At 71.0% G+C, this 14801-nt stretch carries 14 protein-coding genes; 7 read left to right on the forward strand and 7 right to left on the reverse strand.

Annotation, left to right across the window (positions count from 1 at the left end; translation table 11 throughout):
• Positions 1-380 precede the first annotated feature (380 nt).
• Entirely contained in the window at positions 381-1502 is a 1122-nt protein-coding gene (locus tag ACFQ7Q_RS07040; RefSeq protein ID WP_383550789.1) for a serine hydrolase domain-containing protein, read from the reverse strand.
• 130 nt (positions 1503-1632) lie between these two features.
• Here ACFQ7Q_RS07040 and ACFQ7Q_RS07045 point away from each other — a divergent pair, with 130 nt between their 5' ends.
• A complete protein-coding gene (locus tag ACFQ7Q_RS07045; RefSeq protein WP_383550791.1) occupies positions 1633-2286 on the forward strand; it encodes a TetR/AcrR family transcriptional regulator in 654 nt (217 codons plus the stop codon).
• A 70-nt stretch (positions 2287-2356) separates the two neighbouring features.
• On the opposite strand, the gene ACFQ7Q_RS07050 is transcribed toward ACFQ7Q_RS07045, so the two are convergent.
• Entirely contained in the window at positions 2357-2719 is a 363-nt protein-coding gene (locus ACFQ7Q_RS07050; protein ID WP_383550793.1) for a hypothetical protein, read from the reverse strand.
• A gap of 222 nt (positions 2720-2941) precedes the next feature.
• Between ACFQ7Q_RS07050 and ACFQ7Q_RS07055 the strand changes: the two genes are divergently transcribed.
• A complete protein-coding gene (locus ACFQ7Q_RS07055; protein WP_383550923.1) occupies positions 2942-4126 on the forward strand; it encodes a S1 family peptidase in 1185 nt (394 codons plus the stop codon).
• 65 nt (positions 4127-4191) lie between these two features.
• Here ACFQ7Q_RS07055 and ACFQ7Q_RS07060 read toward each other — a convergent pair whose 3' ends face one another.
• Together ACFQ7Q_RS07060 and ACFQ7Q_RS07065 are read right to left on the reverse strand one after the other, a co-directional pair.
• Positions 4192-5718, reverse strand: a complete 1527-nt coding sequence (locus tag ACFQ7Q_RS07060; protein ID WP_383550795.1) for a hypothetical protein — start codon at positions 5716-5718, stop codon at positions 4192-4194.
• A 140-nt stretch (positions 5719-5858) separates the two neighbouring features.
• Entirely contained in the window at positions 5859-6905 is a 1047-nt protein-coding gene (locus tag ACFQ7Q_RS07065) for an alpha/beta hydrolase (protein WP_383550797.1), read from the reverse strand.
• 249 nt (positions 6906-7154) lie between these two features.
• Here ACFQ7Q_RS07065 and ACFQ7Q_RS07070 point away from each other — a divergent pair, with 249 nt between their 5' ends.
• On the forward strand, positions 7155-7655 hold the full coding sequence (locus tag ACFQ7Q_RS07070; protein WP_383550799.1) for a MarR family transcriptional regulator: 501 nt from the start codon (positions 7155-7157) through the stop codon (positions 7653-7655).
• Between the two features lie 94 nt (positions 7656-7749).
• Here the strand turns inward: ACFQ7Q_RS07070 and ACFQ7Q_RS07075 are convergent, their stop codons facing one another.
• The gene (locus ACFQ7Q_RS07075) at positions 7750-8727 is read right to left on the reverse strand and encodes a helix-turn-helix transcriptional regulator (RefSeq protein WP_383550801.1); all 978 of its coding nucleotides are present in this window, start codon (positions 8725-8727) and stop codon (positions 7750-7752) included.
• Between the two features lie 128 nt (positions 8728-8855).
• On the opposite strand from ACFQ7Q_RS07075, the gene ACFQ7Q_RS07080 reads away from it, so the two are divergent.
• From ACFQ7Q_RS07080 to ACFQ7Q_RS07090, 3 genes are all read left to right on the forward strand, one after another.
• The gene (locus ACFQ7Q_RS07080; protein WP_383550803.1) at positions 8856-9596 is read left to right on the forward strand and encodes an NIPSNAP family protein; all 741 of its coding nucleotides are present in this window, start codon (positions 8856-8858) and stop codon (positions 9594-9596) included.
• 36 nt (positions 9597-9632) lie between these two features.
• Entirely contained in the window at positions 9633-10013 is a 381-nt protein-coding gene (locus ACFQ7Q_RS07085; protein ID WP_383550805.1) for a hypothetical protein, read from the forward strand.
• A 113-nt stretch (positions 10014-10126) separates the two neighbouring features.
• Positions 10127-11644 carry a hypothetical protein gene (locus ACFQ7Q_RS07090; RefSeq protein WP_383550807.1) on the forward strand — a complete coding sequence of 506 codons (1518 nt, stop codon included), beginning with the start codon at positions 10127-10129 and terminating at the stop codon, positions 11642-11644.
• A 24-nt stretch (positions 11645-11668) separates the two neighbouring features.
• Here the strand turns inward: ACFQ7Q_RS07090 and ACFQ7Q_RS07095 are convergent, their stop codons facing one another.
• Together ACFQ7Q_RS07095 and ACFQ7Q_RS07100 are read right to left on the reverse strand one after the other, a co-directional pair.
• Positions 11669-12142, reverse strand: coding sequence for a GNAT family N-acetyltransferase (locus ACFQ7Q_RS07095; protein ID WP_383550809.1), 474 nt, complete (start codon positions 12140-12142; stop codon positions 11669-11671).
• 192 nt (positions 12143-12334) lie between these two features.
• Positions 12335-12883: a GNAT family N-acetyltransferase gene (locus tag ACFQ7Q_RS07100; protein ID WP_383550811.1), complete on the reverse strand. Its 549-nt coding sequence runs from the start codon at positions 12881-12883 to the stop codon at positions 12335-12337.
• A 277-nt stretch (positions 12884-13160) separates the two neighbouring features.
• Here ACFQ7Q_RS07100 and ACFQ7Q_RS07105 point away from each other — a divergent pair, with 277 nt between their 5' ends.
• The gene (locus tag ACFQ7Q_RS07105; protein WP_383550813.1) at positions 13161-14750 is read left to right on the forward strand and encodes an MFS transporter; all 1590 of its coding nucleotides are present in this window, start codon (positions 13161-13163) and stop codon (positions 14748-14750) included.
• The last annotated feature ends 51 nt before the right edge of the window (positions 14751-14801 follow it).

The raw sequence follows: 14801 nt of genomic DNA on the forward strand, positions 1-14801 counted from the left end.
GTGCAGTCGCGGAACCGCTGGACGGGTCGCGATCCCGGCCCGGTCCGGACCCCGCCGAACGCACGACGAAGGGGGAGGAGCCGTCGCACCTCCTCGGTGACGCGAGGCGACTCGTCGCTCTCCGTTCCTCGGGCTGTGCCCTGGGACATGGTGCCTGCCTCGTGATCAGGGGTGCGGATGGTGTCCTCCGACGTTCCGGACTACCCGCGCCGCGCCCCGTCCTAAGCGGGGTTCGCTCCAGGTTCATCCGAAAAGGATCACCTGGCAGCCATCCGAGAACTCTCGGCGCGGGGCCGGCGCCACAGAGGGGCCGCCGTTCCCCCGCCTGGAGCCCAGCCCTCCGGAAGGCCGGACCGCCAGCCACGCCCGCGGGCGTCCGGTCATCGTGGATCGCTGCAGTACCCCTGCTGGAAGGCAGCCCAGAAGTCCTTGTCGATTCCCGAATCGACGAGCGAGTTCCAGTTGGTGTGGGCGACGAGTTGGTGGTGACCGTCGCGGGTGTTGAGGGCGAAGGTCTGGAACCCGGGTGCGGTGCCGCCGTGGCCGTACGCGAGGCCGCATTCGGTGGCGTAGACGTACATGCCCAAGCCGTAGGCGACGACCGGTGGGGCGCTTCCGGTCGCGGGGACGGTGTCGGTGAGCATGGTGCGGAGGAGGGGCTCAGGCAGCAGACGGCCTTGCAGCAGGGCCCGGTAGAAGCGTGTGACGTCGGCCGCGGTGGTCACGAGAGCGCCCGAGGCGCCGGCCTCGGACGGGCTGACCCCGGTGACGTCGAATCGCGTGGCGTCCGGCGCGTTCGGCAGCAGGAACGAGACGTCCGCGTAGCCGTGGACGTGAGCTCCGCCGATGGTCGTCCGCGCCAGCGGGTACGAGGTGTCCCGCAGCCCGAGAGGCTCGAAGAGGCGGCGTTCGAGGTTGGTGCGCAGATCGCGGTCGGTGATCCGTTCGACGATCAGGTCGAGCAGCAGGTAGTTGGTGTTGGAGTAACGGAACCGGGTGCCGGGAGTCGGGAAGTACCGGGGTTGGGCAAGCCCGATGCCGATCAGCTGCTCGCGGGGCCAGTACTGGTCGAGGCTGCGGAAGTGCGGAAGCAGCCCGTCGATGTAGTCGTACAGCCCGCTCGTGTGGTTGAGCAGTTGGCGGACGGTGATGGGCGCGCTGGACAGTGCGTTGTCCGTGCGGACCTGGTCGGGCAGCAGGCTCTGCACGGTGTCGTCGAGTCGTAACCGCTGCTCGGCGACGAGTTGCAGGACGACCGTCGCGGTGAAGGTCTTGGTCACGCTCCCGGCGCGGAACTTCAGCTCCGGTGCCATCGGCATGCGGGTGGCCCTGTCGGCCACGCCGGCCGCGCCGAAGCGGTCGGTCAGGCCGTCGCGGGCGAGCAGGAACGCTCCCGGGTTGGGGTTCGGGTCGTCCACGACCTTGTCGACCAGGGCCTGCAGCGCGGGGTCGCGGTGGCGTCCGGCCGACTGTGCTTCGGCGGCCCGGCCTGCGCTGGCCATGCCGGGCGGCAGCAGAAAGGCAAGAGCAAGTGCCAGACCTAACAGGCGGGTTGAGCGTCGTCGGATCATCGGAGGCTCCCTTCCGATAACAATATAGGCGTACGGTTATAGCACGCGGTACCGTCCTCTCGTGCCGAGAACCGCCGACCATGACGCCCGCCACGGGCAGATCACCGATGCCGTCCAACGCCTGATCGTGCGGGACGGCCTCGCCGCCGTGACCGTCGCGCGGACCGCCGCGGAGGCGGGCATGTCCGTGGGCCTGGTGCAGCACTACTTCACGGCGAAGGACGAGATGTTGTCGGCCACGTTCGCCAGGGTCAACGGGTCCTTCACCGCACGAGTGGACGAACTGGTGGCCCGGGGTGAGGGCGAGGGGCGCACCATCGCCGAGATGCTTCGGCAGGCGTTGGCCGAGCTGATTCCGCTCGACGACGCCCGCCGCGCCGAGTTCCTGGTCCGACTCGCCTTCGCCGGGCAGGCCGCACACGACGCCCGCCTCGCCGCCGTCCAGCGAGAGACGCTCGCGGGCATCCGTTCACGCGTCGCCCAGGCCGTCGTGAACGGCATGGCATGCGGCGAGGTCGTCCAGGGCGTCGACGCGGACGACCAGGCCCGGCGGATCGTCGCGTACACGGAAGGCCTCGCCCTGCACACCCACGTCGACCCGGACGGCACACCGGGAACGGCGACGCTCGCCGCGCTGGACGACCAACTCGGCCGCGTGTTCACCGGACCCTGCCGACACGCCCGGCTCGCCCAGAGAGCGGTCGACCACGAGTGAGTGGCCCGCGGACTCGGCGCACGGGAAGCCGCTGAGTCACGGTCGGACACCGGCAGTACAGCCGCAGACCCTACGACGAGACTTCTGGATCCGTGCGGCCGAGCATGTCGGCCAGTGGAGTGCCGGTTCGGGCTGCCGCGATTCGGCGTGCTCGCAGTTGGGCGCGGGTACGGGGGCGGAACTTGGGTTCCTTGCCGCAGCCGCAGGATTCGCGCCCCTCATAGCGCAGCCCCGCGTTCAGCACGACGGCCACCACACTCCATGCCTTGGTGTCTCGACGCCGTGGGGCCGCGAAGTCGTGGCCGGCGCAGAGCATGGGCTCGGAGCATCGAGGGCATCGGTGCCCGTCGGCCCCGGGGTGCCGCTTGAACGCGACGCGGCAGGGAACGCACGCGTAGTGCAGCTTGTAGGGGTGCTCGGCGTAGTGGCACATGAGAGGAACGTACCCCGTCGGGAAGTGCCGCACCGGCTCGTCTCTTTCTCACTTCTTTGCGGAGGCGATGAACAGATCTCCTCCCGCCCCCGTATGAAAGGCCGGACGCGTCCCCCCGGTCGCCCTCGCGGCGATCGCAGTCCGTACCCCCACACAGGAGGCGAAGAGTTGAGTCACAGGCGAATACCCAAGCGGAAGGCCGTTCTCGCGGGGGCAGGGGCGGTGGGAATCGTCGCGGCGGCGATCCTGCTGCCGCAGGCCAATGCCTCGCAGGACGGTGCGGGGGAGCAGTCGGGCTCGCCGAGAAAGATGAGCGCCGCATCGGCCGCACAACTCCTGCAGCAGCTGGGCAAGCAGCTCGGCGACTCCTACGGCGGCGCGTACTACGACGCCGGCAAGCAGCAGCTCGTCGTGAACGTCGTGGGCGACGACAACAACGTGAACGTCGAGGTCACCAGGGCCGGCGCCGTCGCACGCAGCGTGCAGAACAGCCGCTCGGCACTCGTCTCCGCGATGGACTCGCTGGGCGACAAGGCGTCGGTTCCCGGCACCGCGTGGGCCATCGACCCGAGGACGAACCAGGTCATCGTCACCGCCGACCGCACCGTCACCGGCGAGCGTTGGGACAAGGTCGAGGGCGCGGTACGCGCCTTGGGCGACGGTGTCGCGCGGATCCAGAAGTCCAAGGGCGAGTTCAAGCCCTTCCTCGAGGGCGGTGACGCCATCTTCGGCGGCGGCTCGCGCTGCTCGCTCGGCTTCAACGTCACCACCCAGGACGGTCAGCCCGGCTTCCTCACGGCGGGACACTGCGGCGTCGCCGTCGAGCAGTGGTCGGAGGAACAGAACGGCGATCCGATCGGCACCGTGCAGGAAGCCGTCTTCCCCGGCGAGGGCGACTTCGCACTCGTGACGTACGACGACCCGAACACCCAGGCCCCGAGCGCCGTGGACATCGGCGACGGTCAGATCGTCGAGATCGGGCAGGCGGCCGATGCGGCGGTCGGCCAGGAGGTGTTCCGCATGGGCAGCACGACCGGTCTGCGGGGCGGCCAGGTGACCGGCCTCAACGCGACCGTGAACTACCCCGAGGGCACGGTCTCGGGACTCATCCAGACCGATGTCTGCGCGGAGCCCGGCGACAGCGGTGGCGCCCTGTTCACCCGGGACGGGAACGCCGTCGGCCTCACCTCGGGCGGCAGCGGCGACTGCACCTCGGGCGGCGAGACGTTCTTCCAGCCGGTGACCACCGCCCTGGCCGCCGTGGGTGCCCAGATCGGCGCGGGTGGTGCCGGTGACGGTGGCATCGGCGAGGGTGACGGCGGCGACGGCGACGGCGGCGGTGTCGAGGAAGGCGGCGACGGCAACGGTGGCGTCGAGGAAGGGGGCGACGGGAACGGCATGGGCTGACGGCGACGGAGGGGAGCGGCCCCGGACTCCGACGGATGTCCGGGGCCGCCGGCCGTCCCGCACGCTCAGCGGCCCCCTCCGGGCGGACGAACGCCCGAGACATAGGCGCGCAGGCCCGTCCAATCACCCAGGCTGGGCAGGGGATGGACGGGCCAGGCCGCCGGATACGCCGGGGGCCGGCCCCCGTCCCACACCACGATCGCGACCGGCTGGTGGAGGGCGGTGGCGGCGAGTCGGGCCGGCGTGATGCTCTCGTCGTGGCCATCGGGCCGGCGGGAGGCGCATCCGGCGCGGAACGCGATGCGGACGGCCTCCACACCGCTGACCACACACGGCGGCCGCACGCCCAGGGCGTTCAGTTCGGCGGCGACGCGCCCCAGGTCGGCGGTGTCGCGGCGCACCCGGTCGGCCGTGCTGTCGGCCACCCTGTACTGGATCGCCGTGTGCGCGGTCAGGGCCAGGACCACGAACCCGACCACGATCCGGCGCCCGCGCGGCCGAGGCCGACACACGCGGACCAGTCCGTACGCGACGGGCAGCGCGAGGAGCGCGTAGGCGGGCAGCAGGAAGCGCGGTGCCGCGTATCCGACGGCGAACAGATAGGGGGCGGCGAGCGCCGTACCGACCACGGTCGCGACCACCAGCTCCGTACGGTGGCGACGCGCGCGGAGGGCGGCCCGGACACCCACCGCGACGAGCAGCGGCAGGACGAGGAACCACAGGGTGGCCACGGGATGCCGCCAGGGCACGTCACACGGGCGGCACAGCAACCGCCCGGCCAGAGCACGCACATGATCGTCGACGGAGAAGTACCAGCCGAGTCGGCCCTGGATCTCGCCCGCCCGGTGCAGCCGGGCTGCGAGACCGCCGTACGAGACGTACGCCTCCACGATCCATTCGGCGCATCCGACGGCGAGACCCGCGCCCAGTGCGACCACCAGCAGCCGCCGCCTGGTGCGCATCGCCACGGCGGCGATCGCGAGCGGCAGGGCGAGCCACACGGCGTCGGTGGGCCGCATCAGCGCGGCGAACGCCACCCCGGCGGCCATGCCGGTCGGCGCCCAGCAGTCGTTCGGGTCCCGCACGGCCCTCAGGAAACAGCCCACCGCGGCGAGCGCTCCGTAGGCGACCCAGAGGTTGGGCATCGCCTGCGAGGCGTAGAGCAGGGTCACCCACAGGCCGGCGAACAGGCCGCCCGCGCCCCCGAGAACGGGCGCGGGCAGCAGTCGACGCCACACCCACAGCGCGAGGAACAGCCCGCCGCCCGCAAGCACGGCCATGTACACGCGCAGCGCCGCGACGGAGGTCGTCAGCGCGGCGAGCGGGGCGACGAGGTAGGTGATGCCCCGGGCGCGCGGCGCGCTGAAGAACGCCGCAGGTGCCTCCCCGCTCACCTGGCTGACGTACACCGTCTCGTCCCAGCCGAGCCCGAGACCCGGCGCGATCAGGGCGAGATGGACGAGTGTCAGGGCGGCGGAGACGCAGGCGAGCCATGGCAGCGGGTTGCCGGCGACCGAGCCCACTGGCCGGCTCCGCCGTGCTCGGCCTGCCGCACCGGCCCGCGCCTCGCTGATCACGCCGTTGTCCCGCATGACAGCCAGGCTGCCGTCGGCCGTTGTCCGAGGCCGGACCCGACGCGCGTTCCATTCAGGTGAGCCACCACCGCGGGCCCAGGCGACTGCGAGGCACGGACGACAGGGGACCGGAAGGTTCCCCCGCCGTCGAACGGTGGTCAGCGGCCGGGCTCGCCGTTCACTCCGGACTGCGTGAGGATCCGTCGAAGCCAGCGTGTGCGGGCGGCGCGGGCGTCCTCGCTGAGAGCCGCCTCCGGCGCGAAGGTGTCGAAGCCATGGAAGCCCCCGGGCCACACATGCAGTTCGGCCTGGCCGCCGGCCTGCCAGAGGGCATTGGCGTACGCGACGTCCTCGTCCCTGAACGTCTCCGCCGACCCGACGTCGATGTAGGCCGGCGGGAGTCCCGACAGATCCGTGGCGCGGGCAGGAGCCGCGTAGGGCGGCAGGTCCGCCGCACCGCACCGGTCGCCCAGCAGTGCCCGCCAGGCGGTCGCGTTGGATGTCCGGTCCCAGGTGTCGACGCCGGCCATCTGGTGACTGGAGAACGTGTCGTTACGGTCGTCGAGCATGGGGCACAGAAGCAGCTGCCCGATCGGTGTGGGACCGCCTCGGTCACGGGTCAGCAGCGCGAGCGCGGCGGCGAGTCCACCGCCGGCGCTCTTCCCTCCGATGACGATGCGGTCCGCGTCGATGCCCAGTTCCGCCGCGTGTGCGGCCACCCAGGTGAGTCCGGCGTAGCAGTCCTCCACAGGTCCGGGGTACTGCACCTGCGGTGCCAGCCCGTACTCGACGGAGACGACGGCCAACTCCATGGTGGCGGCCCATTCGTGAAGGAGCTGTGGCAGCACGGACTCGGCATTGCCCATGATCATTCCGCCGCCGTGCATGTAGTACAGCAGCGGCAGCGGCCCGGAGACCCCGGCGGGCCGTGCACTCACGAGCGTGACGTCCCGCTCGCCCGAGGGTCCCGGCACCCGTAGCTCATCCACCTCGAAGCGGCCGCCGGCCCGGAGATCATCGACCGTCGGCCTGGGCCGGACGGCCGCATCCAGTTCCTGCCGGGCAGCGAGGTTCTCCGGGGTGAACGGCTCCCTCGCCTCGTCCCCGAAACCGGCCAGCACCACACGCAGTTCGGGGTCGATCGGAGGTGCAATCCGGTCCGCCGGGACGGGCCCCGGCTCCGACGGCGTACCGCCGCCGGTCACGACAGGTCCCCCTGCCGGTCGAAGGAGTACCGGCCGACAACCCGACCGGAACGCCCCGACGGCCCGGCCGCCATGCACGCAGGGAATGCTTGCGCCTTGTTCATGCGGCGTAGTCAATCACCCACCGGGGCACAGACCGCACCTTTCTCCCGAGTGCCGCCGCAGGCTCCCGTCGACTCTTGACCTCAACCAAACTTCAGATTCTACGGTGCTCAAGCCAAGGGATTCCTTCGATAGGGAGCACCGCACATGACGACGCAACACCTCTCCGACACCGGCACCGACACCGACTCGGGTCGTACTGACGCCGCCCTCGCCGCGCAGCCGGCCGCGTACTGGACCGGACTGGCCTACGAAGCCCTCATCGCGTCCACCCGAGCCGAGCTGGCCGAACTCGGCGTCACTCAGCCTCAGTTCTGGCTGCTGCGCAATCTGTCGAAGGATGACATCTCGCCCGACGGCCACGGCATGACGATCCCCGAGCTCCGGCAGGCCATGAGCACCTACATCAGGCCCGAAGACGACCTCAAGGCCGAGGCCGAGATCCTCGTTGAGCGCGGCTGGCTCACGCAGGACGACAGGGGACGGCTGTGGATCACCGAGGCAGGGGACGAGGCTCGGGCCGACGTCAGGCGGCATGCCCCGGCGATCCGCGGCCGCCTCCACCAGGGCATCGACGACGTCGACTACGTCACCACTCTCAAGGTGCTCCGGCAGTTGATCCGCAATGCCGGCGGCACTCTGCCCTAGCCATCGGCCGGAGAGCCCCCGCCCGCCACAGCGGCGCCCTGGTCGATTGGTCGAGCAGTCCGCGCCGCCACGCCCCCGGATGCGCGTCCAGACGTCAGCGCTGTCCGTAGGACCGGGCGAGTACGTCCACGGTGGTGGCGATGGCCTGGCGCAGTTCGGGCGGTGCGACGACCTCGACGTCGACGCCGAGCCGCAGCAGTTCGCCGCAGGCGTGATCGACGCTCTCCGTCGGGATGACGGCCTCGACCCACCCTTCGTCACCGACGGCGGTCGCGGTGGACTCGACGGCGCGTGCCACCTCCGGCGGGACGTTGTCCGGCAGGCGCCGCAACCCGCGCGGGGACAGCCGGATCGTGGCCGTGCCGGTGTAGCGGCGGCTCTGGAAGTCTTCGAGATACGAGGACCAGTAGGCGCCCAGGTCGAATCCCTGCGGCCGTTCGAACCGCTCGTCGCTGAGCACGGCGTCGAGGACCTGAGTGACCCGATAGGTCGCGATCCGGCTCTTCGTGGCGGCCACGACGTACCAGACACCGGACTTGAGTACCAGGCCGTAGGGGCGAAGGCGCCGATTCACCTCCTGCGGTACGCGCCAGCGGCGGTAGCACACGTCCACCGCACGTCCGGTGAGCACCGCGTCGACGAACAGGGGCAGATGAGGCGTCTCCTCGGGCTCCCGATACCAGCCGGGTGCGTCCAGGTGGAACACCGCCGCGGTCCGCGCCGCCTCCTCGCGCAGTCCCGTCGGGAGCGCGGCCAGCAGCTTCAACCGTGCCGCCGTCACCTCCGCCGCGAAGCCCAGATCGGCGGCGGGCCCGGGCAGTCCGGCGAACAGCAGCGCCCGCGCCTCGCCCTCGCTCATCCCCGTGAGGCGTGTGCGGTAGCCGTCGAGCAGCTGGTAGCCGCCGCTGCGGCCGGGCTCCGCGTAGACCGGGACCCCGGCGGTCTGCAGACGCTCCACGTCGCGGTAGGCGGTCCGCACCGACACCCCCAGCTCGTCGGCGATGCCGCGTGCGGATATGCGGCCTCGGGATTGCAGCAACAGCAGCAGCGACAGCAATCGACCGGCAGACATGGACGCATTCTCCTCGGAAACACTGACAGCCCCTGGCACACGGCTTGCATACCGTCGATCCGCGCCCAGGCTCCGAGCGAACGAGCCGGGAACCGCATCCGGGACGAACCATCGAACAGGAGCCCGTCGTGCCCTCCACCGACCCCGCAGGCCACCCCGCGGTGATCGAGCTTCGTCAGTACACCCTGCGTCCCCGTCGGCTCGACGAGCTCATCGAACTCTTCGACCGAGAGTTCGTCGAGCCCCAGGAAGAGACGGGGATGATCGTGCTCGGCCAGTTCCGGGACCTCGACGATCCGGACCGCTTCGTCTGGCTGCGCGGATTCCAGGACATGGCGGTACGTCACCGCGCACTGACGGCCTTCTACGGCGGCCCCGTCTGGGCCGAGCACGGACCCCAGGCCAACGCCACCATGATCGACTCCGACGACGTGCTGCTGCTGCGTCCCCTGCCCGCCACGAACCGTCTCCCCGTCTCCCCGGCGGAGCGGCCACGTGTGGGTGCTCCCGCACCGGACCGGTTCGTGTCCGCCACCGTGTGGTCCTTCCCGCCCGGACGGCCCGACGGCACCGCACTGATCAGGGACGGCCTCCTTCCCGTCCTGCAGAAGACGGGACCGGCGCCGCTCGCCGTCCTGACCACGGAGACGGAGTACAACACCTTCACCAGACTGCCGGTCCGTACGGGAGAGAACGTCACCGTGGTCATCACCTCGTACCCGGACGAGGAGGCTCATCGCCGACACGTTGCCGAACTCCGGATCCATCCCCTCGCGCGGGACGAGATCCTGCCGGGTATCGAGCACGAGCAGACATCAGCCCCCCAGGTGCTCCGACTGGCACCCACCGGCCGCTCCCTCCTCTGCTGAGGGGGCGGCGCCGAGCGGGAGAGGTACTGTTCCGGCGTGACGTCAGCGCCGCGCCGGTTCCCGCCGTACCCGATTCGTGGCGTGCGGATCCTGCATCAACGACAGAACTGCGCGCCGCACTTCGCAGAGATCGAGGTGGACTTCGAGCCCGCGGCGGAGGGCTTCTCCTTCGAGGTGGCCGAAGGGCTGACGGTGGAGTACGAGCCCCGGGGCGATCTTCCCGGCTTCTTCGCGGCGATCGCCGAGGGGATCGAGGAGCAGCTGAGCCGGCCCGAGCACGGAGTCGTGACCGCCGCTCATGCGGTGCTGCGCCGGGCCCGGGCAGAGGAGTTCGGCTCCCACGACCTCGCGTTCAGAATCGCGGGCTACCTGGCCGCCCGGCAGGCTCTGGAGCACACGGAGTCACCGCACCCCTGAGGACGGCGACGCGCGGGAGGGCTTGTGAGGTGGCGCCGGAACCCACCGCACGGCGCCTCGCCCGCGTCGAAATTCGCGAGCCACTCGGTCGTCTGCCAGGCAGGATGCCCTCTGTGAACCATGTTCTGTGCGGGCTCGCCGCCAACCCCGCACTCCCGTCCGAGCTGGTCGACCGGCTCATCGCGCTCGCCCACACCGACCATGACATCGCCTCAGCGCTGGCCGGTCGCGAGGACCTCAGCCATGCGCAGGCGGTCGCGTTGGTGTCGGGTGTCGAGGAGAGCGCGGGGCAACTCGCCTGCGAGCACAAGCTGACCGCCGCGGACATCGATCCCGCAGCGCAGCCGCAGGCCGCCCTCGCCCTGCTCCATGAGGGTGCCGGTCGCCCGGGATGGGCGCGCCGTCTCGCCACGGATCCGGTGGTCCAGCGTCGGGAGCGGCTGGCTGCCTGCCCCGGCCTCCCGCTCGACGTGGCGGAGACGCTCGCCTCGGACACCGACGTACGTGTCGTGGCGGAGCTCGCTCTGTGGACCACGCCGGAAGTCGCCGTCAGGCTTGCGAGCCACCCGCATGCCGAGGTCCGCCGCGCCGTGGCGGCCAACGAGGCGACGCCCCCGGCCGTGCTGGCGGCGCTGATCACCGGCGAGGGGTTGCCTCCCGCGGAGCGGTGTCTGGTCTGCGACCGTGAAGAGACTCCGTACGTGCATCATCCGGAATGCCCCCGACTCGACTGTGATCTGCTGCCGGGCGCGTCCTGCGACGGGTCCCACGAGTCCACCGTCCATGACATACGGCAGGCGGCACTACGGAACCGGGCCACACCCGCCGACGCCGTCGTCGGCTTCGCCGACCATCCATCCCCGCTCCTCCGCGGAGTTCTCGCTGTCTGCCCTGACCTGCCCTCGGAGGCGTACGAACGGCTCGCCGCGGATGATCACCCCGGTGTCCGAGCCGACCTGGCCGAGAACTCCGCGATCGACGACGCCCTCATCCGTGTACTGGCCGCCGACCGGGGCCACGACGTGCAGCGCAAGCTCGCGCACAACCCACACGTGCCCCTCGACGTGCTCACCGACCTCACCGCCACGACCAAGATCGGCCCCACACTGCTGCCGCGGATCGCCGCGGCCTCGCCCGCCGAGGTCGAGGAGTTGGCCGCGTCGCCGAACCCGGCCGTCCGGATGTTCGTGGCCCAACGACGCGATCTGCCGCCGGAGATTCGCGACGCGCTGGCCGTCGACCCCGACGCGAAGGTGGTCAAGTCCATCGCCGGGCACCCGGGTCTCTCCGAGGCCCAGTTGCGCGCCATGGTCGACCGGCACGGAGTTCGGGTCATCGCCCGGGTCGCGACCAACCCGGACGCGTCCCCGGCGCTGCTGGAGGATCTGACACGTCACGAACCACCGGTGCGGAAGGCGTTTCGGGAGGTGGCACGGCAGCGCCACGCGACCGCCCCGGCACTGCTCGCCTGTCTGACGGACAGACAGGCAAGGCCCGTCGCCGCCGGCCATCCGGCCCTCCCACCGCAGGTCATCGCCGAGTTGCTCACGGACACGGAGTGGCAGGTCGTCGAAGCCGCGGCCGCCAACCCGTCGCTACCGCTTGCCACGATGGCGGAGCTGGTGCCCTGAACGCCGATCCGGACGTGGAACTCATCATGTGCCGAGCAGCAGTTCCAGCAGTTCCTCCGGAGGATGGAATCCGGAGCGCCGATAGAGCGGGGTGCTGCGCTCGGACGGCCAGACGATCAAACCCTCGAAACCGGTGCCGCGTGAATGCCGCTTCAACGCTTCGAGGAGCGCCGAGCCTGCTCCCTTGTTGCGTTGCGACGGCAGGACGAAGAAGTTCGTGACGTAGCCGAGCGGATTGTCGTCGCCGTAGGGCTCCGGCATCCGCTCCACCGGACACAGGAAGACGTGACCGAAGATCTCGCCTCCGCTCTCGGCCACCCAGGCCAGCCAGCGGCCATCGTCGAGACGGTCGCGGATCCATTGCTCGGCCTCGTGCGGAGGCCGAGCGGGAGTCGGCGCTTGCCCTTCGTGGTCCTCCTGCTTGAACGTCCAACGCAGTTCGGCCAAGGCCCGGGCGTCGGCGGGCCGGGCGGGGCGCACGATGAAACCTGTGGTCATGGGGCGAGCTTCACCCCTGCGACACGGTGGGACAAACAGATTTCCTCGTCGGCCACAGCCGTACGGTCAACAGCCGCGACGAGCACGGTCGCCTCGCCCCGTGACGGCCTGTTCGTCGAATCCCATGGCCGCCGCCCGGCTCCACATGCGGCGTGGCCCGGCGCGATCACCATTGCGCCGGAGGTCGTGGAGCTACCCGGCCTGGATCGCGTCTGCCGGGACCTCGAAGACGATGTCGAGTCCGTCGTGCTCGTTGCCCCGCTCGCCGACGCGTGTGAAACCGAAGCCGGCGATGGTGGCCAGGGAGGCGTCGTTGTCGGACCTGATCGTGGCCCGCACGGTCCTGACATCGGGGTCGGCGGCGGCCCTGACGAGCAGCGCCGCCAGCATGGCGCGGGCGTAGCCCTGGCGACGGTACTTGGGCACGACGGTGTAGCCGACCTCGACCACGCCCGCCTCGTCCGGCGGCCCGTGGAACCCGGCGTCGCCGACGACGGTCCCGTCCGGTTCGGACACCGCGGCCCGCGTGATCCAGGGCGCGACGGACGGGTTCCCGGCGAGCTGGTCGGCGCGATAGCCGAAGATCCAGCGGGCTCGCTCGCCGACGAAGTGTTCGTCGAGGTCGACCCCGGCCTCGGCGCTGCCGCCGGCGAGGTCACCGTCGGCAAGCGCCCTCAGCGCCTTTGCGCTGAGCTCGACGAAGCGGACGCGTTTGGGGGTGGAGGGGGGTTCGCTGTTCATCGCGGAGATGATCGCTCAGCGCCGCAGGGCTGTCCACCGCTTTACGGCCTCGGCAAGGACCCGCCCTCGCGCGATCACAGGGGCGCCGAGGCGCGCCCTCCTACGCCGCCTTCCGGCACCGGCCTCCGACGCGACACGGGGCAGCGGGGGAGAGAGTCGCAAGCGGCGCGTCGGGAGCGGGGAGAGCACGGACCGTCATGCCGGGCAGCCCCGCCCACGGTCCCGGCGCGGCGTCGCCCGGCATGCACGTGCGGCGGTGCGGGGAGATCATCCCTACATGGTTGGTACTTCCACGCCGTCCGGGCCGTCCGGCGCCGCGACCGCGCAGGCGCCCCGCCAGAAGCTCGCCCTCGCGGCCATGCTCTTCGCGGTCTCGATGACGTTCATCGACCAGACCATCGTGTCCATCGCCGCCCCGAGCATCACCGACGAGCTCGGCCTGTCGGCCTCCGGCATGCAATGGGTGGTCAACGCCTACCTGCTCGCCCTCGCTGCCTTCTTCGCCCTCGGCGGACGGCTCTCCGATCTCTTCGGGCACCGTCGGATCATGCTGCTGGGCACCCTGCTCTTCGTCGTCTCGTCCGTGCTGTGCGGCTGCGCGCCCGCCGGCGACTTCGCACAGACATGGCTGATCATCTTCCGCGCCACCCAAGGTCTCGGCGCCGCCCTGATGTTCCCCGCCGCGCTGGCCGTCGTCGTCGCCGTCTTCCCGGTCGACCGGCGCGGCCGGGCCCTCGCCCTGTTCTTCGGGCTGTCGGGCGCCCTGACCGCCATCGGTCCTCTGCTGGGCGGCTGGCTGACCCAATGGACCTGGCGGGCGATCTTCTGGGTCAACGTGCCGGTCGCCGTCGTCGCGATCGTGCTCACCGTGCTGGCCCGGATCCCCGAGAAGCGCCGTCCGGAGCGGCTGGACGTCGTCGGTGCCGTGCTCGTCGCCACCGGCATGGGGCTGAGCGTGCTGGGCTTCCAGCAGGCGTCGGCCTGGGGCTGGAGCAGTGTCACGACCTGGGCCTGCATCGTCGGCGGTCTCGTGATTCTGGTGCTGTGCATCGGTTACGAGCGGCGCACCGCGCACCCGCTGGTCAATCTCGACGTCTTCCGGGACCGGGCCTTCACGGTCGACAGCCTCGTGCTGTTCTTCGCGATGCTCGCCTTCGTCCCGGTGTTCTTCTTCGCGTCCGTGTACGCCCAGGTCTCACTGAGCGCCTCGCCCAACCAGGCCGCGCTGTTCCTGCTGTACTTCTTCCTCGGCTTCGGTCTCGCCTCCCAGTGGGGCGGCAAGATTCTCGACAAGCGGGGCGCCCGCCCGGCCATGAAGATCGGCTGCGCGCTCGGGGCGGTCGGCTTCTTTCTCTGGGCCCAGAAGCTGACCGACCTGTCGATGCACGACCAGTGGCCGTACGCGGCCATTTCGGGCGCCGGCATCGGATTCCTGCTGGCCCCCGCCTCCACCGACGCCGTCAACCGCTCCATCGGCGCCTCGTACGGCGAGGTCACCGGGATCACGCAGACGGTCCGCAACTACGCGGCCGCCGTCGGCATGGCCGTCTTCGGCACCGTCCTCACCCACGTCTCCACGGACCGGATCACCTCGACCCTCCAGGAACGCGGCCTGCCGCCGGCCGAGGCCGAAGCGACGGCCGGCCACGTCGCCGAGGCGATCACCGGCCACCCGGACGGCCAGGGCCCCACCGGCGACGGGCCGGTGGCAAAGGCCTTGCAAGGCGCGGGCGACGCGATCCGCATGGACTTCGCCGAGGCCAACCAGTGGGTCTTCTACGGCATGGCGATCGCGCTGGCCATCGCCTTCCTGTGCGCACTGGCGCACCCGGGAACGCGCGTCACGGAGCAACCCCCGCAGGACTGACCCACGAAGCTCCGCGAGCACCGCCGACTCCTCGGTCCTGTCCCCGTCGGC

The sequence above is a fragment of the Streptomyces sp. NPDC056527 genome, from assembly GCF_042794475.1.
In the GTDB taxonomy this organism is placed as follows: Bacteria; Actinomycetota; Actinomycetes; order Streptomycetales; family Streptomycetaceae; genus Streptomyces.

Coding starts and splice junctions, on each gene's coding strand:
- ACFQ7Q_RS07040 (WP_383550789.1), bottom strand. CDS start 1,502: ATGGCCAGCGCAGGCCGGGCCGCCGAAGCACAGTCGGCCGGACGCCAC.
- ACFQ7Q_RS07095 (WP_383550809.1), bottom strand. CDS start 12,142: ATGACCACAGGTTTCATCGTGCGCCCCGCCCGGCCCGCCGACGCCCGG.
- ACFQ7Q_RS07050 (WP_383550793.1), bottom strand. CDS start 2,719: ATGTGCCACTACGCCGAGCACCCCTACAAGCTGCACTACGCGTGCGTT.
- ACFQ7Q_RS07100 (WP_383550811.1), bottom strand. CDS start 12,883: ATGAACAGCGAACCCCCCTCCACCCCCAAACGCGTCCGCTTCGTCGAG.
- ACFQ7Q_RS07105 (WP_383550813.1), top strand. CDS start 13,161: ATGGTTGGTACTTCCACGCCGTCCGGGCCGTCCGGCGCCGCGACCGCG.
- ACFQ7Q_RS07070 (WP_383550799.1), top strand. CDS start 7,155: ATGACGACGCAACACCTCTCCGACACCGGCACCGACACCGACTCGGGT.
- ACFQ7Q_RS07060 (WP_383550795.1), bottom strand. CDS start 5,718: ATGCGGGACAACGGCGTGATCAGCGAGGCGCGGGCCGGTGCGGCAGGC.
- ACFQ7Q_RS07075 (WP_383550801.1), bottom strand. CDS start 8,727: ATGTCTGCCGGTCGATTGCTGTCGCTGCTGCTGTTGCTGCAATCCCGA.